This window comes from Reyranella sp. (assembly GCF_965249915.1).
Classification (GTDB): Bacteria; Pseudomonadota; Alphaproteobacteria; order Reyranellales; family Reyranellaceae; genus Reyranella.
Genome location: NZ_OZ252257.1, coordinates 4,207,615 through 4,232,436, shown reverse-complemented (window position 1 = coordinate 4,232,436; position 24,822 = coordinate 4,207,615). Strand labels below are relative to the sequence as shown.

Annotated in this window: 20 protein-coding genes; 9 read left to right on the top strand and 11 right to left on the bottom strand. The window is 66.9% G+C overall.

Annotation, left to right across the window (positions count from 1 at the left end; genetic code table 11):
- Position 1 precedes the first annotated feature (1 nt).
- The 3 genes from ACP15H_RS20970 to ACP15H_RS20960 are packed head-to-tail and all read right to left on the bottom strand — an operon-like array spanning position 2 to position 3,720.
- Entirely contained in the window at positions 2–2,002 is a 2,001-nt protein-coding gene (locus ACP15H_RS20970) for a carbohydrate porin (protein WP_425068079.1), read from the bottom strand.
- 46 nt (positions 2,003–2,048) lie between these two features.
- On the bottom strand, positions 2,049–2,747 hold the full coding sequence (locus ACP15H_RS20965) for a hypothetical protein (RefSeq protein WP_425068078.1): 699 nt from the start codon (positions 2,745–2,747) through the stop codon (positions 2,049–2,051).
- 43 nt (positions 2,748–2,790) lie between these two features.
- On the bottom strand, positions 2,791–3,720 hold the full coding sequence (locus ACP15H_RS20960) for a histone deacetylase family protein (RefSeq protein WP_425068077.1): 930 nt from the start codon (positions 3,718–3,720) through the stop codon (positions 2,791–2,793).
- 73 nt (positions 3,721–3,793) lie between these two features.
- On the opposite strand from ACP15H_RS20960, the gene ACP15H_RS20955 reads away from it, so the two are divergent.
- Both ACP15H_RS20955 and ACP15H_RS20950 read left to right on the top strand, forming a co-directional pair.
- Positions 3,794–4,159 (top strand): hypothetical protein, encoded by a 366-nt coding sequence (locus ACP15H_RS20955; RefSeq protein ID WP_425068076.1) that lies wholly within the window; start codon positions 3,794–3,796, stop codon positions 4,157–4,159.
- A gap of 4 nt (positions 4,160–4,163) precedes the next feature.
- On the top strand, positions 4,164–5,651 hold the full coding sequence (locus tag ACP15H_RS20950) for a protein adenylyltransferase SelO (protein WP_425068075.1): 1,488 nt from the start codon (positions 4,164–4,166) through the stop codon (positions 5,649–5,651).
- A 99-nt stretch (positions 5,652–5,750) separates the two neighbouring features.
- Here the strand turns inward: ACP15H_RS20950 and ACP15H_RS20945 are convergent, their stop codons facing one another.
- Positions 5,751–7,559: a sulfatase-like hydrolase/transferase gene (locus ACP15H_RS20945; RefSeq protein ID WP_425068074.1), complete on the bottom strand. Its 1,809-nt coding sequence runs from the start codon at positions 7,557–7,559 to the stop codon at positions 5,751–5,753.
- 214 nt (positions 7,560–7,773) lie between these two features.
- Between ACP15H_RS20945 and bluB the strand changes: the two genes are divergently transcribed.
- From bluB to ACP15H_RS20930, 3 genes are read left to right on the top strand one after another with little or no spacing between them, the layout of a single operon-like run.
- Complete coding sequence (gene bluB / locus ACP15H_RS20940) at positions 7,774–8,415, top strand: 5,6-dimethylbenzimidazole synthase (protein WP_425068073.1); 642 nt, start codon at positions 7,774–7,776, stop codon at positions 8,413–8,415.
- Positions 8,416–8,472: 57 nt separating this feature from the next.
- On the top strand, positions 8,473–9,843 hold the full coding sequence (gene clcA, locus ACP15H_RS20935; protein WP_425068072.1) for a H(+)/Cl(-) exchange transporter ClcA: 1,371 nt from the start codon (positions 8,473–8,475) through the stop codon (positions 9,841–9,843).
- A gap of 45 nt (positions 9,844–9,888) precedes the next feature.
- Complete coding sequence (locus ACP15H_RS20930) at positions 9,889–10,284, top strand: hypothetical protein (protein WP_425068071.1); 396 nt, start codon at positions 9,889–9,891, stop codon at positions 10,282–10,284.
- 7 nt (positions 10,285–10,291) lie between these two features.
- Here ACP15H_RS20930 and ACP15H_RS20925 read toward each other — a convergent pair whose 3' ends face one another.
- From ACP15H_RS20925 to ACP15H_RS20900, 6 genes are all read right to left on the bottom strand, one after another.
- Positions 10,292–11,383, bottom strand: a complete 1,092-nt coding sequence (locus ACP15H_RS20925; RefSeq protein ID WP_425068070.1) for a phospholipase — start codon at positions 11,381–11,383, stop codon at positions 10,292–10,294.
- Positions 11,383–13,023, bottom strand: a complete 1,641-nt coding sequence (locus ACP15H_RS20920) for a GMC family oxidoreductase (protein ID WP_425068069.1) — start codon at positions 13,021–13,023, stop codon at positions 11,383–11,385. The genes ACP15H_RS20925 and ACP15H_RS20920 overlap by 1 nt, the downstream gene beginning before the upstream one ends.
- A gap of 15 nt (positions 13,024–13,038) precedes the next feature.
- Complete coding sequence (panB, locus tag ACP15H_RS20915) at positions 13,039–13,878, bottom strand: 3-methyl-2-oxobutanoate hydroxymethyltransferase (RefSeq protein WP_425068068.1); 840 nt, start codon at positions 13,876–13,878, stop codon at positions 13,039–13,041.
- Between the two features lie 25 nt (positions 13,879–13,903).
- Entirely contained in the window at positions 13,904–15,409 is a 1,506-nt protein-coding gene (locus ACP15H_RS20910) for a sensor histidine kinase (protein WP_425068067.1), read from the bottom strand.
- A gap of 139 nt (positions 15,410–15,548) precedes the next feature.
- A complete protein-coding gene (locus ACP15H_RS20905) occupies positions 15,549–16,346 on the bottom strand; it encodes a response regulator transcription factor (RefSeq protein WP_425068066.1) in 798 nt (265 codons plus the stop codon).
- Entirely contained in the window at positions 16,276–16,797 is a 522-nt protein-coding gene (locus ACP15H_RS20900) for a hypothetical protein (protein ID WP_425068065.1), read from the bottom strand. The genes ACP15H_RS20905 and ACP15H_RS20900 overlap by 71 nt, the downstream gene beginning before the upstream one ends.
- Positions 16,798–16,979: 182 nt before the next feature.
- Between ACP15H_RS20900 and pepN the strand changes: the two genes are divergently transcribed.
- Positions 16,980–19,631: an aminopeptidase N gene (gene pepN, locus ACP15H_RS20895; protein WP_425068064.1), complete on the top strand. Its 2,652-nt coding sequence runs from the start codon at positions 16,980–16,982 to the stop codon at positions 19,629–19,631.
- 57 nt (positions 19,632–19,688) lie between these two features.
- A complete protein-coding gene (locus tag ACP15H_RS20890; protein WP_425068063.1) occupies positions 19,689–20,093 on the top strand; it encodes a hypothetical protein in 405 nt (134 codons plus the stop codon).
- Here the strand turns inward: ACP15H_RS20890 and ACP15H_RS20885 are convergent.
- Complete coding sequence (locus ACP15H_RS20885) at positions 20,090–21,667, bottom strand: GMC family oxidoreductase (protein ID WP_425069942.1); 1,578 nt, start codon at positions 21,665–21,667, stop codon at positions 20,090–20,092. The genes ACP15H_RS20890 and ACP15H_RS20885 overlap by 4 nt on opposite strands.
- Before the next feature lie 85 nt (positions 21,668–21,752).
- On the opposite strand from ACP15H_RS20885, the gene ACP15H_RS20880 reads away from it, so the two are divergent.
- Both ACP15H_RS20880 and ACP15H_RS20875 read left to right on the top strand, forming a co-directional pair.
- Positions 21,753–22,991, top strand: a complete 1,239-nt coding sequence (locus tag ACP15H_RS20880; RefSeq protein WP_425068062.1) for a Zn-dependent hydrolase — start codon at positions 21,753–21,755, stop codon at positions 22,989–22,991.
- 219 nt (positions 22,992–23,210) lie between these two features.
- Positions 23,211–24,818: an ABC transporter substrate-binding protein gene (locus tag ACP15H_RS20875; RefSeq protein WP_425068061.1), complete on the top strand. Its 1,608-nt coding sequence runs from the start codon at positions 23,211–23,213 to the stop codon at positions 24,816–24,818.
- Positions 24,819–24,822 lie beyond the last annotated feature (4 nt).

The following is a 24,822-nucleotide window of genomic DNA, read 5'->3' as shown; positions in this document are numbered from 1 at the left end:
TTCAGAACCGTGCCGAGAGCCGTCCGCTGAAGACGTGGACCGGGCCGCGCACCGCGTTGTAGGCGGGGTTGGCCAGCAGCTGATAGTCGGCAGTTGCCACGACGCCCTTTACGATCTGGAAGGCATAGTAGGTCTCGACGACCGCTTCGGAGGCATAGGTGAGGGCGCCGTCGCCCACCAGGACGCCGAGGCCGCCGGCGGCCAAGTAATTGCTGTGATCGGCCGAAATGGAGTTGAGGGCGCCCGCGATGCCGATCCTGTCGTCGGGCCGGCCCCAGCGCGTGCCCTTGATCGAGGCACCGAGCGAGATGCTGGTGTCGATGTCGGTGAAGGCCATGATCTCCGACGCGCCGTTGTTCCAGCTGAAACGGCCGAACAGGCCGATATCGTCGGTGATCTCCTGTTCGAGATTGAGGTAGAGCCCGTACTTGGTGCGGCCGCGCCGCGTCTGGTCGATCGTGTCGTTGGCGGTCAGGCCGGGCGTCTGCGCGGCAAGGGCGACGGCCTCGTTGTAGGAGCCTGAGAAGGCGCTGTTCATCCAGGTGCCGAGACGCACCGCGCCCGCCCGGTCGAACGGCCGGTAGCGCAGCTCCAGTTCGGCCACATAGCCGCCGCGGACGAACAGGGCCGTATCGAACGTGTTGGCGTTGGGCTCGTTGCCCACGAGGAAGTAACCGGCGCGCAGGCTCCAGCTCGGCTGGTTGAGTTCCGCGGCGAAGCCCCAGGTGAGGCCCAGGCGATCGGCGGGATAGTCGAAGGCGCCCGAGGCCCAGATCGACCAGTTGAGAAAGTCGATGCGCGGATCCTCGGCGTAGGTGTTGCCGTCGAACAGGTCCTTCACCGAAAACTTGCCGATCTGCAGCGTGACGCGCGAGACGTCGCGCTCGCCCGAAAGCTGGCCGTATTCGCTTTCCACCTTTTCGCGCTCGCCGCCCAGCCCGATCTCCTGCCGCAGGAACAGGCGCGAGGTGTTGTAGCGGGGGTAGGGGAAGTTCGACTTCTGCGCCTCGCCGTTGGGATAGCCGCCGGCGCCCGTCGTGTTGGCGACTCCGAAGCCCTGCAGCAGTTCGGGATTGTAGTAGAGCTCGCCCCCCTGCCAGAGCCGCACGCCGAGGAAGGCCGAGACCGTCCAGGTCTCGCGGCTCTGTCCGTCCGCCGGCAGGCTGTTCGCGCCCGAATAGGCCGCCGCGATCGGTGGATAGCCCTGGAAAATGAAGGTCGTCTGGCCGTGGATTTCCCACGAGCCCGGCCCACGATCGGGCTTGTCGTCAGGATCCTTGTCGGCGGCGCCGAACTTGTAGTTCAGGCCGACCCTGACCCGGTGCAGGTCGTAGAGCGAATCGTAGCGTGACGGCGCGGCGAAGGTGAAGCCGTTCAGGGGCAGGCTGGTGTAGAGATGTTCCGCGCGCGCCGACCACTTCGAGTCCAATCGGTAGTCGACGCCGGCTCCCAGCACGTAGCCTGCGCGGACATTACCTGGCGTGGCGTCGTCGTTGCCCGTCGTGAGATCGATGCGCTCGGTGCGCGTGCTGGCCCAGGCGATGCCGCCGGTGACGAAGGGCGTCCACCGATCGAGCGCGTAGCCGACGCGGCCGCGCAGGGTCGCGAGATATTCGAGTTGCTGGTTGGCGGTGGCTGTCCCGGTCGCCCGGTACGACATGACCTGCCCGAGATCCTGCGCACCGGGGAAAGACATGTCGAGCTCGAGGCCGAGCATCAGCCGGGACGGAAAGTAGTGCTCGTAGCCCGCCTGCACGCCGCCGAACACGGTGCCGTAAGGTGTCGTGCCGCCGGCGGTCGCGCCGGGGATCGGATCGGCGAAGGTGGCGGTGGCATTGCCGAAGAGATAGCCGACATGGCCGCCGACATAGAATCCCGAGCGTGGTGCGTCGGGCTCGTCGCCTCGCGCGGGCGCAGTCGCGAGCAGGACTGCGGCGACCGCGGCGATGGCCGTTGCGGCCCGGCGGGTCCGTGTTTCGGAGGGTGATCGTCTCGTCGTCATGGGCGGCTCGGTATCACATGGGCAGCGTTACCGCCCTGTGACGATTTCAGAACCTGACGGTTACACCCAACGTAAAGAATTTGGTGTTCACGACATCGTAGGTGGTCCCCACGAGGAGGTCGAAATCGAACCTGGGATGGGCGGCCGGTGTGTAGCGAAGGCCCATCTGGTTGCCGATCACGCCGGGCTGGCGGCCGAAGGCTTCCATCATGAGCGTGACGTCCCAGCCGACGTCGACCTCGACCTGGCCGCCCCAGAAGAACGCGGTGGGATTGTCGCTGTCCAGGTAGCTCCATCCGCCGTTGACGTTGACCCTGAACTTTTCCGTGACGGGAATCGTCACGAGCCCGGTCAGGCCTGCCAGACCCAGCTCGCCGGTTCGCGTATTGACGGCGGCGTTGAGGCCCAGGCCGAAGCCCACGCCCTTCGATGCGGGCTGGAAATTGATCTTCATCTGCGGCCCGATCAGCGGTCCGGAGATCACCTGATCCCAGTAATGGGCGTAGGCCGCCCCGATCTCGAGCCACGGAATCTTCAGGGTGGTGCAGGCCGGTGCGACGTTGGCGTAGCCGTCGCCCGGCACGAATTCCGCTGCCCAGAGTTCGACGTGGCAGGTGCCGGGAGTCTCGACCTCGGAATCGTCGACGACATGGGCACCGCCGGCCGCCAGTGTCGGCCCGGCGGACACAGCGGCGGCGACCCAAAGCAGAGTGCCGATGAGAATGCAGTAGCTGTTATTTTTCACGCAGCGAGAAGTTCGCCCGGGACCGTTACACCCGCAAGTCGTTTCAGGTGCGCATCAATGTCCGCACATGCGTGGCGACGGATTCGGCAAGCGCCGCGAGATCGTAGCCCCCCTCCAGGACCGACACGAGCCGGCCCTGGGCATGGCGATCGGCGATGGCGAGCAGCTCCTCGGTCAGCCAGACGAAATCCTCGGTCTCGACGTCGAGCTGGGCCAGGGGATCGCGGCGATGGGCGTCGAAGCCCGCCGAGACGATGACGAGTTCGGGTGCGAAATTGTCGAGCGCCGGCAGGAGCCGGTCGGCCCAGGCGGCGCGGAATTCGGGGCTGCCGGTCCCGGCGGACAGGGGCACGTTCACGACATTGCCGTCGATGCCGCGTTCGCGCGGCGAGCCTGTGCCGGGATAGAGCGGATACTGATGCGTCGAGGCATAGAACAGGTCGGGATCGGTCTCGACCACGGCCTGCGTGCCCTGGCCGTGATGGACGTCGAAGTCGATCAGGGCGATGCGCCGGACGCCATGGGCGGCCCGCGCATGCAGGGCGCCGATTGCGGCATTGCTGAACAGGCAGAAGCCGCCGGGCACGTCGGGCGTGGCGTGATGGCCGGGCGGGCGTACGGCCGCGAAGGCGGTGCGGGCCTGGCCGCCCAGCACGCCGTCGACGGCGGCCACGACGGCCCCGGCGGCATGGCGCGCGGCATTGGCGCTGCCGGTGCTCATCACGGTGTCGGCATCGACATGGACCAGTTCGCCGGGTGGCGGGCGGATGCCCAGGATAGCGTCGACATAGGAGAGCGGATGGACGCGCGTCAGCTGCTCGATGGTGGCGGCGGGGGCGATCAGCCGTGTGAGGCCGTCGAATTCCTCGTCCGCCAGGGCCGCCGTCACCGCCCGCAGCCGGTCGGGCCGCTCCGGATGATAGTCGCCGGTGTCGTGCTCGAGGAACGACGGGTGGCTGATCAGCAGCGTCATGCATCCCCCTCTAGCGCGCTTCGGCGATCTGCGACAGAGTCACCCGCAACCCATCGATCGCTGTGAGGTTGTTTTGTCAAAGTTGCATTGTCTGGTCGCCGCCGTCCTGGTCCTTTTCGCCGGGCAGGCCTCCGCCCAGGAAACCACCTTCCGGCTGAAGAATTCGATGGAGTATCCGATCGCCCAGCTCTCGGTTTCGCCGACCCAGCTCAACATGTGGGGGCCGAACTTCCTGCGGCCACCGGTCATCCGGCCGGGCGAGGCACGCGAAGTGTCCTATCGGGCGCCGACCGACTGGTGCATGGGCGATCTCAAGGTCACCTTCGCCGATGGCGGTCCGCCCGCCGTCTGGGGGTACCTGAACCTCTGCACCCTGCAGAACATCTCGCTCCACTACGACCGCATGAGCGGCATCACCACCGCGCGCTACGACGAGTAGGAAAATGGACGCCTTGCCGGGACTGCCGTTCGACAACAGCTATGCGAAGCTGCCGGAGCGGTTCTATGCCCGGCTGGCGCCGACGCCGGTGGCGGCACCGCGCCTCGTGAAGCTGAACGAGGCGCTCGCGCTGCAGCTCGGCCTGGAGCCTGCCGCGCTGGCCTCACCCGAGGGCGTGGAGATGCTGGCCGGCAACCGCGTCGCGCCGGGCTCGGAGCCGATCGCGCTGGCCTATGCCGGGCACCAGTTCGGCAACTTCGTGCCGCAGCTCGGCGACGGGCGCGCCATCCTGCTGGGCGAAGTCGTGGACCGCGACGGTCGGCGCCGCGACATCCAGCTCAAGGGTTCGGGCCCCACCCCCTTTTCGCGCAGCGGCGATGGCCGCGCCGCGGTCGGGCCTGTGCTGCGCGAATACATCGTGAGCGAGGCGATGGCCGCGCTCGGCATTCCCACGACGCGCTCGCTGGCCGCCGTCACCACGGGTGAGCCAATCTGGCGCGACGGCGAGCTGCCGGGCGCCGTGCTGACGCGCGTCGCCTCGAGCCACGTGCGTGTCGGCACCTTCCAGTTCTTCGCCGCGCGCGGCGATACCGAGGCGTTGCGCCTGCTCGCCGACCACGTGATTGCACGGCACTATCCAGAGGCGCGCGAGGCCGCCGCACCCTATCGCGCGCTGTTCGAAGGCGTCATCGGCCGCCAGGCTGCACTGGTGGCCAAGTGGCTGCTGGTCGGCTTCATCCACGGCGTGATGAACACCGACAATTGCTCGATTGCGGGCGAGACCATCGACTACGGTCCGTGCGCCTTCATGGACGCCTACAATCCCGAGACGGTGTTCAGTTCGATCGACCAGCAGGGCCGCTACGCCTATGCGCATCAGCCGGGCATTGCCCATTGGAACCTGGCGCGGTTCGGCGAGACCCTGCTGCCGCTGCTGGCCGACGACAGCGACAAGGCCCTGGCGATCGCCAACGAGACCCTCGCGACCTTCCGCCAGCATTACGTCGCCGCCCTGGTCGGCGGTTTGCGCCGCAAGCTCGGTCTGTTCGCGGAGGAAGAGGGCGATGCCGCGCTGGCGCAGGACCTGCTCAACGCGATGACCGACGGGCAGGCCGATTTTACGCTCACCTTCCGCCGCTTGGGAGACGTCGCCGCCGATGCCGCGTCCGATGCCGGGGTGCGCCGCCTGTTCGGCGACAAGCCGCAAGCGTTCGACGCCTGGCTGCCGCGCTGGCGTGACCGCCTGTCGCGCGAGGCGCAGGACGGGTCCAGCCGGCGAGCGGCCATGCATGCCGCAAACCCGCTCTACATTCCGCGCAATCACCGGGTCGAGCTGGCGCTGACAGCCGCCGCCGAACGCGAGGATTATTCGCCCTTCGAGGAGTTGCTGGCGGTGCTGGCCAAACCGTTCGAGGAGCGGCCGGAATTCGCCGCGTATGCCGAACCGGCGCCGGCCGACCAGGGTATCTACAGGACCTTCTGCGGTACGTAGGGCCGAGCAAAGCTCGGCCCCCGGAGCGTCAGGACATCGCTTTGCGATGTCCGGGAGCGCCGAAGAAAGTACGATCAGACACGAGCCCTCAGCATCGCCTCAGAGATTGACGGCGCTGGGCCGTGCATCCTTCCAGTCGATCCACCGGTCGAGATGCATGAAGCGCCCGTCGTCGGCGCCGATCTCGCGGGCGATCAGGGCGTTCAACTTGCCGTTCATCATCGCGATCAGGTCGCGGTTGTGCTCGAAATCGTGGGCCAGGTTCACGATCTCGTCGGGATCGTTCGCGAGGTCGTAGAGTTCGAGATCGTTCTTCGCCCGCAGTTCCTCCAGCGTCGCCGGCGTGTTGAAGCCGTGGAACGAGAAGTAGCGGCTGAACTTGTAGCGCTCGTCGACGATCGAGCGGATGCACACGCGCAGCTTCCAGTCGACCGGGAACGATTCGATCTTCTTGAACTGCTCGGATCGCGCGATCGATTTGTCCTGCAGGGTCTCGTAGAGCGTCCGCGTGAAATTCGCGTCGTGCACCATGAGCTGGCTGTAGCAGAACAGCGTGCCGCCGCGCTGCTGCGTGAAGGCGGGGTTCACCGGCTGGCGCAGCAGGGGCGAGAAATCCTGGCCCTTCATCTGCTTCATCGTGTCGGCCACCGGCGCCGTCGACTTTGCCGTCATCGCGACGATGGTCGGCACGAAGTCGAGATGCGACGTGAGTTCCCGGCAGCTCTGCCCGCCCTTGATCTCCGGATGGACCACGAGCATCGGCACGTGGTTCTGCTGGCGGTAGGTGGTCGTGCCCTTGCCCTGCAGGCCGCCATGGCTGGCCAGCAGCTCGCCGTGATCGGACGTGAAGATCACGATGGTCTTGTCGGTGAGGCCGAGCCGGTCGAGCTGTTCCAGCACCTGCACGATCTGCTGGTCGGCGTCGCGAATGGCGTTGAAGTAATAGTTCTGCCGCAGCCGCATGCGCCATTCCTCCTGCGGGATCAGCCCGGTCAGGATGGCATTGGCGCCCTTGTAGATGCGATGCGCCGGCACGCGGTCGGGTGTGTCGAGCGACTGCTGCCAGGTCTTCTGCAGCGGGATCTCGTTCCATTCGCGCCGATAGAAGGAATCGTCCGGCGGATAGTCGATCTTGAGCTTGGCCTCGATGGCTTGAACCGGCTTCTCGCCGCGTCTGTCGGTGTTGACCCACATGACGTCGTGCGGATTCACGAGGTTCACCGCGAGATACCAGGGCTGATTCCGGTCGGTCATCGGCCGGCCCTTCGCTTTCAGCCACTGGATCGCCTGCGCCGCCGTGATCTGGTCGTACTGGTAGCCGCCCTGCGCGCCTTCGATGAAGTCGCCGACGCCGGTATAGTCGTAGAAGCCGTAGTCGCGATCCATCATGGTCTCGAACAGCGTCTTGATGTCGTCGGCGTGGTTCTCCATCGCCATCGCGCCGTTCAGGTGCCACTTGCCCTTGTAGGCGGTGTAGTAGCCCATCTTGCGCAGGATCTTGCCGATGGTCGGCAACGACGAATCCAGGCTCTTCATGTAGGGCACGCCGGCATTGTCGAAGATGCCGTTGTGCGGCATGTGCAGGCCCGTATAGATCACCGCGCGCGAGGCCGAGCACATGTCCGCCGCGATCTGGTGATTTTCGAAATAGGTTCCCGTCGTGCGCAGCCGTTCGTGTCCCGGCAGCGGTATGGGCCAGCCCGGACCCATGTAATGCTCCTGGTCCGTCAGGATGAACAGGATGTTGTAGCCGCCCTCGTTCGAACCCGGCGCGTCGGCGGACGGAAAGGCCGATTCGGTGCCGCCGGTGATACGGGTCGTCTGCGCCTGGGCCGGCGTATCGCAAGCGACCGTGGCGGCGAGCGCGGCACTGCCGGCGATGAAGGACCTGCGCGATGGATCGGTCATGGCTTCCTCGTAGAGAGCTCGCTCACCTCGTAGCACCGAATCGGGGCGGGGGTGTGAATTCGAAGAGCCGCGCGCTCGCATCGAATCTTCGTGCCCGCCGCGAGGAAGCGCGTCGACAGGCGCCTTTCCGGACCCTATCTGAAACGCGGACGCGCCCCAAGACGTCGGAACCCGGCGCGTTCGGGCAGGTTAGGACAAACGATCGGTGGAGTTGATGGCGACGCATCCGCATTTCGACGCGGCCTTCCGGGCCGAGTTTCGCGAACTGGTTCTGTGGCGGCGCGACGTGCGGCGGTTCCGCACCGATCCAATCCCCCGCGAGCGCATCGACGCGCTGCTGGAAGTGGCAAGCCACGCGCCGTCGGTCGGGCTCAGCCAGCCCTGGCGGTTCGTGCATGTCGAATCCCCGGCGCGTCGCCTCGCTGTGGTCGAGAGCTTCACGCAGGCGAACGAGGAAGCGCTTGCCGGTTACGACGGCGAGAAGCACGCGATCTATGCCGGCCTGAAACTGGCCGGCCTCAAGGAAGCGCCGGTCCATCTCGCGGTCTTCTCCGACGACGGCACCCATACCGGCAGCGGGCTGGGCCAGCAGACCATGCCGGAGACGCTGCATTATTCCGTGGTCGCGGCGATCCAGACCCTGTGGCTGGCTGCGCGCGCCGACGGCATCGGCATGGGCTGGGTTTCGATCCTCGATCCGAAGAAGGTGACCCGGGCGCTCGATGTTCCGGCCGGCTGGAACCTCGTCGCCTATCTCTGCCTTGGCCTGCCGGCGGAGGAACATCTCGATCCCGAACTGGAACGGCATCACTGGGAAGTGCGCAGCGACCTCAGCGACATCGTCCTGACTCGCTGATTCTTTGACACGCCTCCCCCGGCGGGCATTATTGCACCGCAGCAAGGGAGGGCAGGCGTGAGTTCAGGGGATCGGCCGGCGGAGCAATCGATCCCCGATGCTTTGCTTTATGTGCTCGCGGCCCTTTGTGGGGTGGCTACCGGTGTGCTGGGAGCCGCCTTCCATCTTGTCGTCGATACGCTGGTCCGGTGGCCTTCGTGGCTGGTGGCGTACATGGGGCACGGGCCCCTCACCTTGGCCGCAGCGGCCGCCACGGCTGCCATCGCACTGGTGGCGGCCTTCTTACTCACGCGCTCGGTTGCGCCCGAAGCGGCCGGCAGCGGCGTGCAGGAAATCGAAGGCGCCATGGAAGGGTTACGCCAAGTGCGCTGGCGCCGCATCCTGCCGGTGAAGTTCGTCGGCGGCGTGCTCGCTTTGTCGTCGGGCCTCGTGGCGGGACGCGAGGGTCCGACCATTCATATGGGCGCGTCGATCGCGCAGGCCATTTCCGAGCGCTTCAAGCTCAGCGAAGCGGAGTTGCGCGGTCTGCTGGCGGCGGGCGCCGCCGCCGGCCTCGCGGCGGCCTTCAACGCACCTCTGGCGGCGATCCTTTTCGTCGTCGAGGAGACACGCAAGCAGTTCCGCTACACTTTGCGCTCCTACACCGCCGTCATCATCGCCTCGGCGACCAGCGCCATCGGCATGGAGCTGGTGGGCGGCACCGCGCCACAACTCAAGCTCGACAATGCGGAGATGCCGCTGTCGCTGCTGCCGGCCTTCCTGGTGCTGGGCGTGTTCCTGGGCGGGCTGGGTATCGTCTTCAATCGCACGCTGCTGTTCCTGCTCGACTGGGTAGCGGACACGTTCCGAAGGGTGCCGTACGTGCCGGCCCTCGTGGTCGGCGCCGCAATCGGCGCACTGGCGCTGGTGCTGCCGCAGGCGGTGGGCGGCGGCGAGCTGCTGATCCCCGGTATCGTCACCGGCAACCTGCCGATCCAGATCCTGCTGCTGCTGTGCCTGCTGCGTTTCGTCGGCGTCATGCTGAGCTATCCGGTGGGCGTTCCCGGCGGCATCTTCGCGCCGCTGCTGACCCTGGCCACCACGGTCGGCCTGATCGCGGCATCGCTGCTCCAGATGGCCGTGCCGCTGCCGCCCCTGGCGGGCGCTGCTTTTGCCATCGCCGCGATGGGGGGGCTGTTTTCAGCGTCGATTCGCGCCCCGCTGGTCGGCGTCGTGCTCGCCGCAGAGTTGACGAACGGCTACGCGCTCATCCTGCCGCTGATCGTAACCTGCGTGACGGCCAACGCCGTATCGCAGGCGCTGGGCGGCCGGCCGATCTACGAACTGCTGCTGGAGCGCACCCTGCGGCTTGCCGGAAAGGTGCCGCCGCCGGCGGTCACGACCGGCGTTCTTTCACCGGTCGGCGTGGACGAGGAGCGCCGTTCCTAGCCCGGCGTTCACATCGGTGTAGCCGCGCTCAAGGGGGAAGATGACATGACACGCGTTTTGCTCGTTGGGCTACGGCCCGAAGCCGTCGACTTTTCAGATCCCGCACTGCCGCCGGGCATGACTGCAGAGAAGATTCATGCGGGAATTGCTCTGGCCCTGACGCAAATGGCCGATCGCGGCTGGCATGCCGAGGCCTGCTTGGTCGAACCCGACGCGACGGCCGCTCCCACTCTGGAACGGCGGCTCAGCACCGCGCCGTACGATTGCATCGTCGTCGGCGCCGGCGTTCGACTGCCGCCCAAAAGTCTCTTGTTGTTCGAGAGCATCATCAACGCCGTTCATCGGTGCGCGCCAAATGCTTCGATCGCATTCAACACGCGACCGGAAGACAGTGCCGACGCCGCTGCCCGCGGGTTATCCTCGGCCGCGCCCGCGAGATGATGGGGCTCTAGGTGGCGCGGGGCAGGAACCAGTCGAGGATCCGCGCATTCTCGTCGCGCGGATAGGTGTGGGAGAGGTCGGCGATCTCGCGATAGGTGACGTCGGCGCCGGCCTGCCTCAGCGCGCGCTCTGCGCCCTGGGCCATCTCCGGTGGAAACATCCAGTCCTGCGTTCCATGCACGATGTGGACGGGCAGGCCGCGGACGCGATCGGGATCGGCGGCGGTCATCAGCATCGGATGGAAGCTCGCGGCGACCGGCGCGAGGTGGGTGAAGCGGCACTCGCCGTCGAGGCCGACGACATAGGTGAAGGTGCCGCCGTCGCTCATGCCGGTCAGGAGCTGGTGCGAGGCATCGACGTTCCAGTCATTGGCGACGCCGGTCGCCATTCGGTCGATCAGCGGCCCGTCGATCTCCGGTTCCATCAGCGACCAGGTATTGCCCGAGGCCGTGGGCGCCAGCACGATGAAGCCGCGCGTGCGCGCCTCGCGCACCCAGCTCCACAGGAACGCGCCGCCGTTGCCGCTGCCGCCATGCAGGGCCACGACCAGCGGCCAGCGCCTGGCAGGGTCGTAGTATTCCGGCACGTACAGCGAGAAGGCGCCGCGTGTGCCGGACGGACCGCCGACATGCATGAAGCCCACGTCTTCCCGCGTCGGATCGGCAGCGGCCAGACGCGCCTGCAGGTCCGCGTCACTGCGCGCCGGCTGTTCGAGGAAGAAGTTGCCGATGGGCCGAAGGAACGGCGACAGCGGATAGAGCGCCTCGCAGGCCCGGGGATAGCCGCGCAGGCTGCCATAGGCCGCCATGATCGGTTGCGGTGCTTGTGGCGCGGCGAGCAGGCCCTGGATCGCCTCGGCGGCAAATACCGCCGCACGTTCGAGGTGATCGCGCACCGGCGCCAGCCGGCCCGGCCAGTCCAGGGCGCGCGAGGTGGCGAGCGCGGGCGCCAGATCGTCGTTGCGGCCGGCGAGGGCCTCGACGACCTGCGGCAGGGTGTGCGGCGAGAGGTGCCGGCTGGCGAACTCGATGGCGTGCAATGCCCGCAGGGTCGCCGGTACCAGCGCCGAGAGGGCCTCGGTGGCAGCCTCGTCGGCCATCAGTCCTTCAGCATCACGGCGTCGAGTGCGGGTTTGCCGCGGATCATGTCGGCCGCCTTCTCGGCGATCATCAGGACCGAGGCGTTGAGGTTCGCCGACGGCATGGTCGGCATGATCGAGGCATCGACCACGCGCAGCCCTTCGAGCCCGCGGACGCGCAGCTGGTCGTCGACGACGGCGGTCGGGTCGGTGTCGGGCGCCATGCGGCAGGACCCCATCAGATGGAACGTCGTGGTGCCGCGCTCCTTGGCGGCCTGCATCAGGTCGGCATCCGACTGCTTCTCGGCGCCGGGGAATTCCTCGCGATCGTAGTATTTGCTGAGCGCCTTGGAGCCCAGCAGCCGGCGCGCCAGCTTCATGCCGGCCAGCAGCACCCGACGGTCGCTCTCCGCGGCGAGATAGTTCGGCTGGATGATCGGATGCTCGAACGGATCGGCCGAGCGGGCGCGGACGTAACCGATCGAATCGGGCCGCTGCTGCCACGAAGCGATGGTCATGCCGGGGAAGTCGTCGAGCGTCGACTGAACGCCTTCCTTGTAGCTGGCGGGGGTGAAGGTGAGCTGCAGGTCGTAGTTCTCGATGCTCTCGTCGGACTTCCAGAACACGTAGATCAGTGTCGGATTTAGCGTCAGCAGGCCCTTGCGCGTCGTGACGTATTTCAGGACCTCGCCGGCCAGGCGCAGTCCCTTGGAGCGCTCGTTGATGCTCATGGCGTTCTTCACGCGCGCCACGAAGCGCGGCGCGTAATGATCGCGCAGATTCTCGCCGACCCCCGCCAGCTCGTGCTTCACCTCGATGCCGAGCGACTTCAGCAACGGTCCCGGGCCGATGCCCGAGAGCTGCAGGAGCTGCGGCGAGTTCACCGTGCCGCCGCTCAGGATCACTTCCCGCGTGGCGCGGATCTCCATGGCCGTGCCGTTGCGCCCGCCCTTGCGGTAGCGCACGCCCACGGCGCGCTTGCCCTCAAGGACGATCGACGTCGCCTGCGCGTGGGTGCGCACGGTGAGGTTGGACCGCGACATGGCCGGATGCAGGTAGCCGCGGGCGGCGCTGACCCGGCGGCCGTTCTTGATGATGCGCTGGACGTAGCTCACGCCCGCCTGTTTCGTGCCGTTGTAGTCTGGATTGCGCGGGATGCCTTGCTCCACGGCGCCTTCGATGAAGGCCTCGCACAGGGGATCGCGCCATTCGAGGTCGGTGATCGGCAGGTTGCCCTCGCTGCCGCGGAAGGTGGCGTCGGCATCGCTTGCCATGCGGTGCTCGCTGCGGCGGAAGTAGGGGAGCACGTCGGAGTAGCCCCAGCCGCGATTGCCGCGCTGCGCCCAGCCGTCGAAGTCGAGGCGCTGGCCGCGATTGTAGATGTGGCCGTTGATCGAGCTCGATCCGCCCAATGTCTTGCCGCGCGGGGCGGCGATGGCACGGCCGCCGGTCCATTCGCTGGGCTCGGACTTGTAGAGCCAGTTCACCTTGGGATCGACCAGCGTGTACATGAAGCCGGCCGGGATATGGATGAAGGGGTGCCAGTCGCGAGGGCCCGCTTCGAGCACGCAGACCGTGACCTTGGGATCCTCGCTCAACCGGCTGGCCAGCACGCTGCCGGCCGAACCGGCCCCCACGATCACGTAGTCGAAACTCTCCATCCGGTTGCTTCCTCCCTAGGAACGGGATTGACCACCGGATTTGGGCAGGAAGCAATGCTCCATCGCGGGAAAACGTCGAGCCCGCACATCGGCCCCGTAGGCGGCGGCCGCCTCGGCGATCTTTCCGCCGAGATCGGCATAGCGCTTCACGAACCGCGGGGTGAAATCGCTGAACAGGCCGAACACGTCCTCCGAGACCAGGATCTGGCCGTCGCAGGCCGGCGAGGCGCCAATGCCGATGGTCGGAATCGGCAGCGACCTGGTGATGGCGGCGGCCACCGGCTCCAGCGTGCCTTCCAGCACGATCGCGAAGGCGCCGGCCTCGGCCATCGCCTCGGCATCGCGGGCCACCTGCTGCGCTTCCTCCTCGGAGCGACCGGTCGCCTTGAAGCCGCCGGCCACGTTCACGGCCTGCGGCATCAGCCCGACATGGGCGCAGACCGGGATGCCGCGCTGGGTGAGGTAGCGCACCGTCTCGGCCATGACCTCGCCACCCTCGAGCTTCACGCCACTGGCGCCGGTCTCGGACATGATGCGTGCAGCGCTGTGGAACGCCTGTTGCGGACTGGCCTGGTAGCTGCCGAACGGCAGGTCGACGATCACGCAGGCGTGGCTCGAGCCGCGCATCACGGCGGAGCCGTGGGCGATCATCATGTCGAGCGTCACGGGCAGCGTGCTGTCGAACCCGTAGAGCACCATGCCCAGCGAATCTCCGACCAGCAGGAGATCGACATGCGGATCGAGCCAGCGTGCCATCTGCGTGGTGTAAGCGGTGAGACAGACGATCGGTTCGCCGCCCTTGCGGGCGCGGATCTGCGGCGTGCTCACTCTCTTGGCTGCGGTGACGGCGCTCATGATCTCCTGACCTTTCGAAAGCCGGCTAGTGGACGACGAACCGGGGCAGCACCATCCTGACCGACAGACCTCCGGCGGGGCGGTTGGCGACCTTCACCTGGCCTCCCAATGCCTCGACGTTGCGGCGCACGATCCAGAGGCCGAGACCCGAATGCTCGACGCTGCGATCGCTGCCTATGCCATCGTCGGGACGCGAAGAGAAGTAGCGTTCGAACACGCGGTCGATCTTCTCGTCGTCGATGCCGGGCCCTTCGTCCTCGACCGTCAGTTCGACCGTGTCGGCGGACGCGTGCAGCGAAACGGTCACCGTGGTGCCGCCCGGCGAAAAGCTGATGGCATTCTCCAGAACGGCCTGCAGAGCGGCTTCGATCATGCCGGCCGCGGTGCGAACGGCGATTCCGCGATCGAGCCTCAGGACAAGGCCGATCTCGCGCACCGCGACGATCTCCTGGACATGCCGCGCCGCTTCTTCGACCAGGGGCGCGAGTTCGGTCGGCACGCGCGGCGCGTCGATCATGTCGGCCGTTCCCATGTCGTGGCGCTGCGCGGCATTCACGAGGCCGAGCAGGCGCGCCAGCGAGGAGTCCACGATCTCGAGGGCCCGCCGGGCGCGCTGATCCTGCTCCGGCACGGCGCGGTGCACCGGACGCAGCGCCGACTGCACGGCGGCGAGCGGCGTCTTGAAGGAGTGCGCATTGTCCTCCGCGGATTGCCGGATCTCGCGCGACACCCGGCGGAGTTCATGGACCAGGCGGTCGAAATCGCGCGCCACGCCCGCGAGTTCGGGCACGGTGTTGCGCTCGACGAAGGTCGCATCGGCGGCGCGGCCCAGTGCGATCTCGTCGGCGACGTTGCGGAAACGGCGCAGGCTGAGACGCATCCCCAGCGCCACCAGGACGGCGAGCAGCGCGCCGCCGAGATAGATCGCGGCGGCGATGCGGACCTCGCGCGTTTCCCAGTAGGGGCGGCCGATCGAGGTGTTGAGGAAATCCGACGCGACGTGGGTCGTCGTCAGGATCCAGCAATTGCCGCGGGCGCGGATCGGAATGATCGAGGTCAGCAACTCGACCGTGCCGTCGGCACGGCGGTAGCGCATCTCGTCGGAAGCGTTCCACGTGCAGGCTTCGGACAGGCGCTGCAGGAGGCCGCGCTGGCTCAGTTCCTCAAGTTCCGCGCTCACCGCCTCAGGCGCGAGCGGTGGCGCCGAGCCCACGAGAAAGAAGCGGCTCGCCGAACGCGCCGCGGGCGGCTGGTACATCAGCTTCAGAACGGTCCCGCTGCTCGCATACTTCTCGAGCTCGCGGTTCATGTTCATGGGCGCTGCCGGATCGGTATCGCGCAGCACCGGCGCCAGCGCTTCGGCGATCAGCGCGCTGCGATCCTGGATGGCGCGCGTCACCAGGTTCCGCATCTGGCTGTCGGCGCTTTCGAACTGGCCGTAGAGCACGATGGGCAGCGCCACGAACAGGCCGATCAGCACCACCAGCTTCAGCGTCAGCGAAGCGGCGAGGCGGCGCAGCAGAGGCTCCACGGGCCTAAGGTTCGCCAAGGAGAGGCACCGTCGTCTCGACTGGAGCGCCCCTCGGAAGCCTTGGGGCAGGCTCCACACCTTCGGTGCTCCGGTCGAGACGACGGAACCCATTCTTAGGGCGCCTTTGCCTCATGCCAGGCTAGTCCTTGCCCCAGCGGTAGCCGAACGACTGGTAGTTCTGAATCTCGCCGAACTCGGGATCGATCGCGCGGAACTTGTTGCGGATGCGCTTGATGCAGGAACGGACATTGGTCCGGTAGCCGTTCTCGCCACTGCCGGCGATGAAGCCGACATAGTGCATGCAGTCGTAGACGGCGCGGTAGCTCACATAGCTGCCGACATTGGCCGCGAGCGTATGGACGATCTTGAACTCGGTGACCGTCAGGTTGAGATCGGTCTCGTTCCAGTAGGCACGGCTGACGGCGGGCTTGAGCAGCAGGCGCCCGCAATGGAAGTTGCCTTCGCCATCGGCCGCCATCGGCTTGCCGGCGCGATCGGCGATCAGGCGCAGGCGGCGCGCGAGGATCGGCACGCCGCGCGACTTGTCGACGAAGTCGATGGCGCCGCGATCGAGGGCGATCTGCTCGTAGTTGGGCTCGCTGCGGCCGGTCAGGAACACCACCGGCAGATTGATGCCGGCGCGCCGCAGCCGGGGTAGAAGGTCGATGCCGGAGATGCGCGGCAGGCTCCAGTCGAGCACGACGATCTCGATGTCGTCGGCCGTCTCCAGGAATTCGACGAGACCGGTGCCGTCGGCGAAGGCCGTGACGTCGAAGCCATGGTCGCCCAGTTCGCCGCTCGCGGCCTCGCGGAAGTCGTCGTCGTCTTCCACGAAGGCGATTCGGACCCGCCGGCCGGTTTCGCTCTCAGCGTCCTGCGGGAAGCCGGGATTGGAGTTGGGCCAGGCAGAACCGTCGTCCTTCGTCTGTGTCGTCATCGCTCTTCACCTTGTACGCGAGGGTTCCGTACTGCTTGGTTTCGACATCCGGGTAGAGCTGGATGTCGAGAGTGCACCTGCCGGTGCGATAGCGCCACTGCTTGCCGGGGGGGTGCACCTCCTCGCTGGTCGGCGGCCCCAGCATCGCGCGCAACTCGGACTCCCGGTAGCCCGTGAGCACCGGCGGCGGGGCGCTGGCGGCGACAGGAGCGGGCGGCGCAACCGGGGCAGAGGTCTCCGGACTAACGGCGTCGGCGGCCGGGGCAGGCTTGGGCGCGACGCGCACCGCTGCCGGCTTGACGGCAGCCGTCGTCTTGCGCGCGCTCGCGGACGCAGGCGGCGAGGGCGTCGTGAGACGCTCGAAATCCGCGCGCATCGCGTCGCACCCGGAAAGGAGCAGCAATCCCAATCCCGCGCCCAGGGTCCGTGCTGCCAAAGTTCCAATCGTCATCCGCACTCGAGAAGCCTGCTGGAGGCCTAAAGCGGCCATGTGGCGGGTTTGCGGCACGGCCCCCGTGCCACATTCGCGCGGTCCGGTCGGGAACCGCGCTTCCATGGCTGAGGATTGCGGCGAACCGTCACCAGGGGCAAGCCCGATTTCCGTGGAGGGCGCGGCTGTCGTATTGAGGAACCATGGATATCAGCAAGGACATGACCGCCAGTCCGCGGGCGATTCACCGGGGCGACTACACGCCGCCGCCGTTCCTGATCGATACCGTCGATCTCGACGTGGATCTGGGACAGGAGACGACCAGCGTCGTCGCGCGATTGGCCGTACGTCGCAATCCTGCAGCGGCGACCAGGGCCGCGGACCTGATCCTCGATGGCAAGAAGATGGAACTCGTGTCGGTCCGGCTCGAGGGCAAGCCCGCTGTCCACGAGGTCACGCCGGAGACGCTGACGGTTCGCGGCGTGCCCGACGCCTTCACGCTCGAGATCACGACGCGCCTGCGTCCGCAGGACAATACCGAGCTCACCGGCCTCTACAAATCGCGCGATCTCTTCTGCACCCAGTGCGAGGCCGAAGGCTTCCGCCGCATCACCTACTTCCTCGACCGTCCCGACGTGATGGCCCGCTACACCACGCGCATCGCGGCCGACCGGCCGCTGGTGCCGGTGCTGCTGTCCAACGGCAACCTGGTCGACAGCGGTGCGCTCGACGGCGGCCGGCACTTCGCCACCTGGGAAGATCCGTTTCCCAAGCCGTCCTATCTCTTCGCGCTGGTCGCGGGGCGCCTCGACTGTCTCGAGGACCGTTTCACGACGCGCTCGGGCCGCGAGGTCACGCTGCGCATCTACGTTCGCCCCGGCGATGTCGGGCGCTGCGGCCATGCGATGGAGTCGCTCAAGAAGTCGATGAAGTGGGACGAGGATGTCTACGGTCTCGAATACGATCTCGACACGTTCATGATCGTCGCCATCGACGACTTCAACATGGGCGCGATGGAGAACAAGGGGCTGAACGTCTTCAACTCCAAGCTCGTCCTCGCCAATCCGGAGACGGCGACGGATCTCGACTATCATTCGATCGAGGCCGTCATCGCCCACGAATATTTCCACAACTGGACGGGCAATCGCGTCACCTGCCGCGACTGGTTCCAGCTCTCGCTCAAGGAAGGCCTGACCGTCTTCCGCGATCAGCAGTTCTCGGCCGACATGGGCTCGGCCGCCGATGCGCGCATCGACGATGTCCGCCGCCTGCGCGCCGGCCAGTTCCCCGAGGATGCGGGGCCGATGGCCCATCCGGTGCGGCCGGACTCGTATATCGAGATCAACAACTTCTACACCGCGACCGTCTACCAGAAGGGCGCCGAGGTGGTGCGGATGATGCACACGCTGCTGGGGCCGGAGCGCTACCGCAAGGGCATCGACCTCTACTTCCAGCGCCATGACGGCCAGGCCGTGACCTGCGACGACTTCGCGAACGCGATGGAAGACGCCTCGGGTGTGGACCTCACGCAGTTCCGCCTGTGGTACGCCCAGGCCGGCACGCCGGACCTCAAGGTCGACGGCAGCTACGACGCCGCGGGCAAGCGCTACACGCTGACGGTCGGCCAGAGCCTGCGGCCCACGCCGGGCCAGCCCGAAAAACAGCCGATGCACATTCCGCTTTCGGTCGGCCTGCTCGACGGTGCGGGCCGCGACCTGCCGCTGCGGCTTTCGGGCGAAGCCAATGCCGGCGGCACGACGCTCGTGCTCGACGTGCGCACGCCGAGCGACGTGTTCGTGTTCGAGGACGTGCCGGAGAAGCCGGTCGCGTCGCTTCTGCGCGGCTTCTCCGCGCCGGTGAAGCTCGAGGCGCCACGCTCCGACGACGAGCTGACCTTCCTGATGGCGCATGACAGCGATCCGTTCGCACGCTGGGAAGCCGGCCAGCAGCTCGGCGCGCGCCTGATCCTCCAGCTAGTCGCGGCGCGCAAGGCCGGCCAGCCCCTGGTCGTGCCGGATCATTACGTCGATGCCATCCGCCGCACGCTCGACGACCAGCGGCTCGATCGCTCCTTCATCGCCGACGCGGTGGCCCTGCCGGGCCTCGCCTTTCTCGGCGAACTCATGCCGGAGATCGACATCGACGGTCTGTGGGCCGCGCAGCAGCGCGTGCGGTCGGTGCTGTCGGATCGTCTCGCCGATCGCTGGAGTTCTGCCTACGACGCGAGCCACGCCGCCGGGCCGTATCGCTTCACGCCCGACGAGGTCGGACGCCGGCGTCTGCGCAGCACCGCGCTCCAGTATCTCTCGACCGACAAAGGCGAGGCGGCGCGGCGGCGGGCGGTCGCCTACTTCGAGAGCGCGACCAACATGACCGAGCAGGTCGCGGGCCTCACCGTGCTCGCGGAGCTGGGCGGCGCCGAGGGCGAGGCGGCGCTCGCGTCCTTCTACGAGCGCTGGAAGGACGAAGCGCTGGTGCTCGACAAGTGGTTCGGCATCCAGGCGCGGACGCCGACCGAGGGAGCGCTGGAACGCGTGAAGCGCCTGGTCGACCATCCGTCCTACGATCGCAAGAATCCCAACCGGGTCTATTCGCTGATCGGCGCCTTCGCGTCGGGCAATCCGGTGCAGTTCCACGCGGCAGGAGGCGGGGGCTATCGCTTCCTCGCCGACCAGGTCCTGGCGACCGACAAGCTCAATCCGCAGATCGCGGCCCGCCTGCTCGGGCCTCTCGGCGCCTGGCGGCGCTACGACAAGGACCGGCAGGCCCTGATGAAGCACGAGCTCCAGCGCATCGTCGCGGAACCTGGCCTGTCGCGCGATGTCTTCGAGATCGCCTCGAAGAGTCTCGCCTGATGCCGGGCAGGCCGGTTGAAAGGTTGCCATCGAAGTGCAAGAATTAGAGATATGGCAATGAACAAGAAACTCATCGTTTCGGGCGTGGCCGCGGCGGTTGTCGCGCTCGCGGCCTACTTCTTGGCGCAGACCTTCCTGTTCGGCGATTCGGCCGTCGCGCGCGCCGAGGCGCAGTTCGCGGCGGCCCCTCGGGCGGCCCTGGCCGCAGGTGATTCGACCTGCGCCTCGCAGCATCAGGAACGGCCGGGCGTGGCGGCGTGGGACCTGCTGGCCGATGGCTACGAGGTCAAGGCGGCCGTCCCCGGCGGCATCTGGCTGCAGAAGAGGAAGGACGTCTTCTACTGCAATTCCGGCATCGTCCGGGACGACGAGACGATGTGCTGGAAGATCCGGGCGCCGCTCAAGGGCCAGAACTGCACCGACGCCGTCAACAAGGCGCGCGCCAAGGACATCCGCGGCTAGGAGGCGTTCTGCGGACGAGAGCGTTTCAGCTCGTCCGCCATCTTCTCCGCAATCATGACGGTCGTGAAATGCGTGTTGGCGCGCACCACGGTCGGCATGATCGACGCATCGATCACCCGCAGTCCCGAACAGCCGATCACGCGGCACTCGGGATCGACCACCGAGAGCGGATCGTCCGGTGCACCCATGCGGCACGTGCCGCTGGCGTGCTGGGCGTCTGAGCATTCGGTGAACATCCAATCGTCCATTGCTTGCGCTTCGAACGGGTCCTCGATCGAACGTCCCGTCGTGCCGTACTCGACCCGCGTCGAGATCGCCTTGAAGGCGGGCTGCAGGCAGAGGTCGCGCATCCGCTGCACGCCGTCGCGCATGCGTAACAGATCGCTTTCGTCGGAAAGCATGCGTTCGTCGACCTGCGGGTCGATGCCGGCGTCGCGCGTGGTGATGCGGACCGTGCCTTCGCTGAAGGCCTGGAAGGCCGAGACGGCGAGGCGCGCGCGTGCCGTGCCGCCATCTTCCTCCGGCCTGAGATTGCCGGCGATCATGATCATGTCGTTCACGCCGGCGCCGCCGAGCAGCGAGGAGTAGCGCAGGCAGCAGTTGGTGTGGCGATGCATCAAGGTGCTCACGCGCGCATCGTCGCGCAGCTCGAGCATCAGGCCCAGGATCGGATGATCGAGCAGGTGCTTGCCGACCGGCCGGTCGGCCACGACCTCGATGCCCAGGGCGCCGAGCCAGTCGCGCGGGCCGATGCCGGACCGTTGCAGGATGGCCGGCGAATGGATCGCGCCGGCCGACAGGATGACCTCGCGCCGGGCCCGGACGTGCCGCGCCTCGCCACCGATCTGCACGCGCACGCCACTGACATGAGGACGATTGCCTTCGAATTGCAGCGTGTCGACGATGGCTTCGCCGACGATCGTGAGATTGGGACGACCGCGCGCCGGCTCGAGATAGCCGTCATTGGTCGAGATGCGCAGTCCCTCGCGGCTGTTGATCGCGTAGGGCCCGACGCCGCCGCCCGTCGGCGCATTGTGGTCGTCGCACCAGGGATAGCCGAGGGCCAGCGCGGCTTCCCGCAGCGCGCGGTCGACGGTGCCCCATTGATCGATCGGGGCGCGATAGACCGGCAGCGGGCCATCCTTGCCATGATAGGGCGCGTCGCCGAAATCCATGTCGGTTTCGAGCTTACGGAAATAGGGCAGGCAGGCATTCCAGTCCCAACCTGTGGCCCCCATCGAGGCCCAGTCCTCGAAATCCTCCGGGATGCCGCGGATGGCGATCTGGCCGTTGATGGTCGAGCTGCCGCCGATCGCGCGGCCGCGCCACAGCAGCTTGGGTTCCTGGCGCTCGGTCCGACGCGCCAGCAGTTTCGGGTAGCGGTAATTGTCGTCGCCGATGGCGCGCAGCGGATTGGGAATGCGCAGATGGTGCGGCGTCTCGGCGGTCCGGAAGTCGCGGCCGGCTTCGAGCAGCAGCACCCGCAGCGCAGGATCCTCGCTCAGCCGGGCGGCGAGGGTCGCGCCGGCCGAACCGCCGCCGATGATGATGTAATCGTAATCGTCGTCCATGATGTCTTCGTCGCTTTCGCTGGCTGGCACGCTTCTTGGTTAGAATGCCACCACCCGTTCAGAAAGCCGCACGCAAAAGGAGCGCCGCATGGTCGCAAACGTCCTGGAGGTCAATCCCGAGCGCCTGTGGGAGAGTCTTGAGCGGTCGGCGGAGATCGGACGCTTCCGCGACGTCGGCCTGCGCCGCCTCGCGCTGTCTGCCGAAGACAAGCAGATGCGCGACCTGTTCGTGGATTGGGCGAAGTCGGCGGGCTGCACCGTCGAGATCGATCGTCTCGGCAACATCTTCGCGCGCCGAGCTGGCACCGACCCGTCGCTGCCGCCGGTCGCGATCGGCAGCCACCTCGATACGCAGATCTGCGGCGGCCGCTACGACGGCATTCTGGGCGTACTGTGCGGCCTCGAAGTCGTGCGGACCTTGAACGATCGCGGCCTGCAGACCAAGCGCGGCATCGAGGTCATCTGTTGGACCAACGAGGAGGGCGCGCGCTTCAACCCGCCGATGATGGGCTCGATGGCCTTCGCCAAGGTGATAACCCTCGAGAGCGTGTTGGCCACCACCGACGATGCCGGCATCACGGTCGAGCAGGCGCTCGACGAGATCGGCTACGCTGGCGCCGCGCCGGTGGGACGCGAATTCGATTCCTATCTGGAACTGCACATCGAGCAGGCGCCGGTGCTGGATCGCGAGGGCTGCGACATCGGCATCGTGGTGGGCGGCTACAAGACCCAGGCGCTGCGGCTCACGATCAACGGCGACACCGGACATGCCGGCGGCACGCCGATGGCGCAGCGGCGCAATGCGCTGGTCGGCGCCGGCTACGTCATCGCCGCCGTCAACGACATCGGCCTCGCCTATGCCGCTGACGAGGGCCGCACCACGACGACGCGCATCGAGAGCTTCCCCAACCTGGCCGGCACCTATGCCGAGCAGGTCAAGCTCACCATCGACTTCCGCCATATCGATGGCGACCGCTTCAAGGCGATGCGCGCCGAGGTCGATGCCGCGATCGCCGCAGCGGCGAAGAAGGCCAATGTCGAGATCGAGGTCGCCGAGGGATGGAGCTGGGGCAGCGAGCTGTTCGCGCCGGAATGTATCGAGCTGCTGAAGTCGACCGCCGACGAGCTTGGCCTGCCGTATCGCGAGATGCGCAGCCAGGCCGGCCACGATGCCTATGCGGTGGCCACGATGGCGCCGACGGCGATGATCTTCACGCCCTGCTTCGAGGGTATCAGCCACAACGTGAACGAGGCGATCGAGCTCACCCGCTCGGTGCCGGGCGCCAACCTCCTGCTGAACGCTGCCGTCACTCGGGCCAATCGCTAACTCATCCTTCTCCTCCTCCGTCTCACGGGGGAGGGACGAATTGGCATCGGATCGGTGGCATGGCTTTTGCGTCCATCTCGCCAAGACTGTTCGCGTTTCACGGCCCGTAACGGCGGGTCGGCATGGGGGTGCAGTCATCGTCGAAGCCGCGTGTGGCGTGGCCGATCGATGACGTGAAGGCGGCGAACGGCGTCCTTTCATCCGGCGAATGGTGGCGACATGAAGCGGCGAGTTCTTCTGCAAGGTGCGGCGGGTGCAGCGTTTCTGGCGGGAGGGGCGTGGCCGGCATCGGCACAGTCCCGCGCCGAGACGCTGAGATACGTGACCGGCGCGACCATCAACACGCTCGACACGACGATGCCCGGCGCCACGCGTGAGTCGTTCGGTCTCAGCATGAACGTCTACGACCGTCTCTTCAGCTTCGGCCGTAAGAAGGTGGGCGACAACTGGACATTCGATCCCGACACGATCCGTGGCGAACTCGCCAAGTCCTACAGCATCAGCCCGGACAGCAAGGTCATCACCATCACCCTGCGGCCGGATGCGACCTGGCACGACGGGACCCCGGTCACGGCAGAGGATGTGAAGTGGTCGCTCGACAGGCACGTCACGGCGAAGTCGCTCGCGGCGCCGCAGTTCACCACCGGCTCGCTGACCAGTGCCGACCAGTTCAAGATTGTCGATCCGCAGACCGTGACGGTGACGCTCGACAAGCCCGACCGACTGGCCCTGGCCAACCTCTGCGTCTGCTACGCCATCATGATCAACAGCAAGCTGGCCAAGAAGCACGCGACGGCCGACGATCCGTGGGCGATGGAGTGGATGAAGACGAACACGGCGGCCAGCGGCGCCTACATCATCGACAGCCACAAGCCCGGTGAGAGCACCGTGCTTCGCCGCAACGAGAAGTGGATCGGCGGGGCCGGCGGTGCGCTGCCCTTCTTCAAGCGGATCATTATCCAGACCGTGCCGGAACCGGCGACGCGCGCCAACCTGATCGAGCGCGGCGATGCCGACCTCGCGATCGACCTGGCGGCCAGCGACCTGCCGACCATCGAGAAGTCCGCAAAGTCCAAGGTCGTGTCGATCCCGCAGACCAACGGCTTCACGCACATCTCGATGAACACGCAGATGGCGCCGTTCGACAATCTCAAGGTGCGCCAGGCCGTTGCCATGGCGCTGCCCTACGAGGATATGTTCAAGGCGGCGATCTTCGGCCGCGGCACCAAGCTCTACGGCGGCACCTGGGCCACCGTGCCGCCCGATGCGAGCTTCCCGCAGGCGATTCCCAACAAGACCGATCTGGCGAAGGCCAAGGCCCTGCTGGCCGAGGCCGGCCATCCCAACGGCTTCTCCACCACCTTCGCCTTCACCGCGGGCCAGACGGCGACGGCGGAGCCGATGGCAGCGCTGGTCAAGGAGTCGCTGGGCAAGATCGGCATCCAGGTCGAGATCCAGAAGAAGCCCGATGCCGAGTTCAACACGCTCGAGTCGGAGAAGAAGATGCCGCTCTTCACCGATGGTGCGACCGCCTGGCTGCCCTACACCTACTACTTCTTCTATCTCTACTTCACGCGCGACCAGCGTTGGAACTTCTCGAGCTGGAAGAGCAAGAAGATGGAGGATCTGACGCTCGACGCCCGCTATCAGACCGACAAGGCGAAGTACGACGAGGGCTGCAAGCAGATGATCGAGCTGTTCAACGCCGAGACGCCGTTGATCATGCTGTGGCAGCCCAACCACGACGCCGTGATGGCCAAGTCGGTCGACGGTTACACCTACCAGTTCTACCGCCAGGCCGACTTCCGCGACCTCAAACGGGTCTAGCACG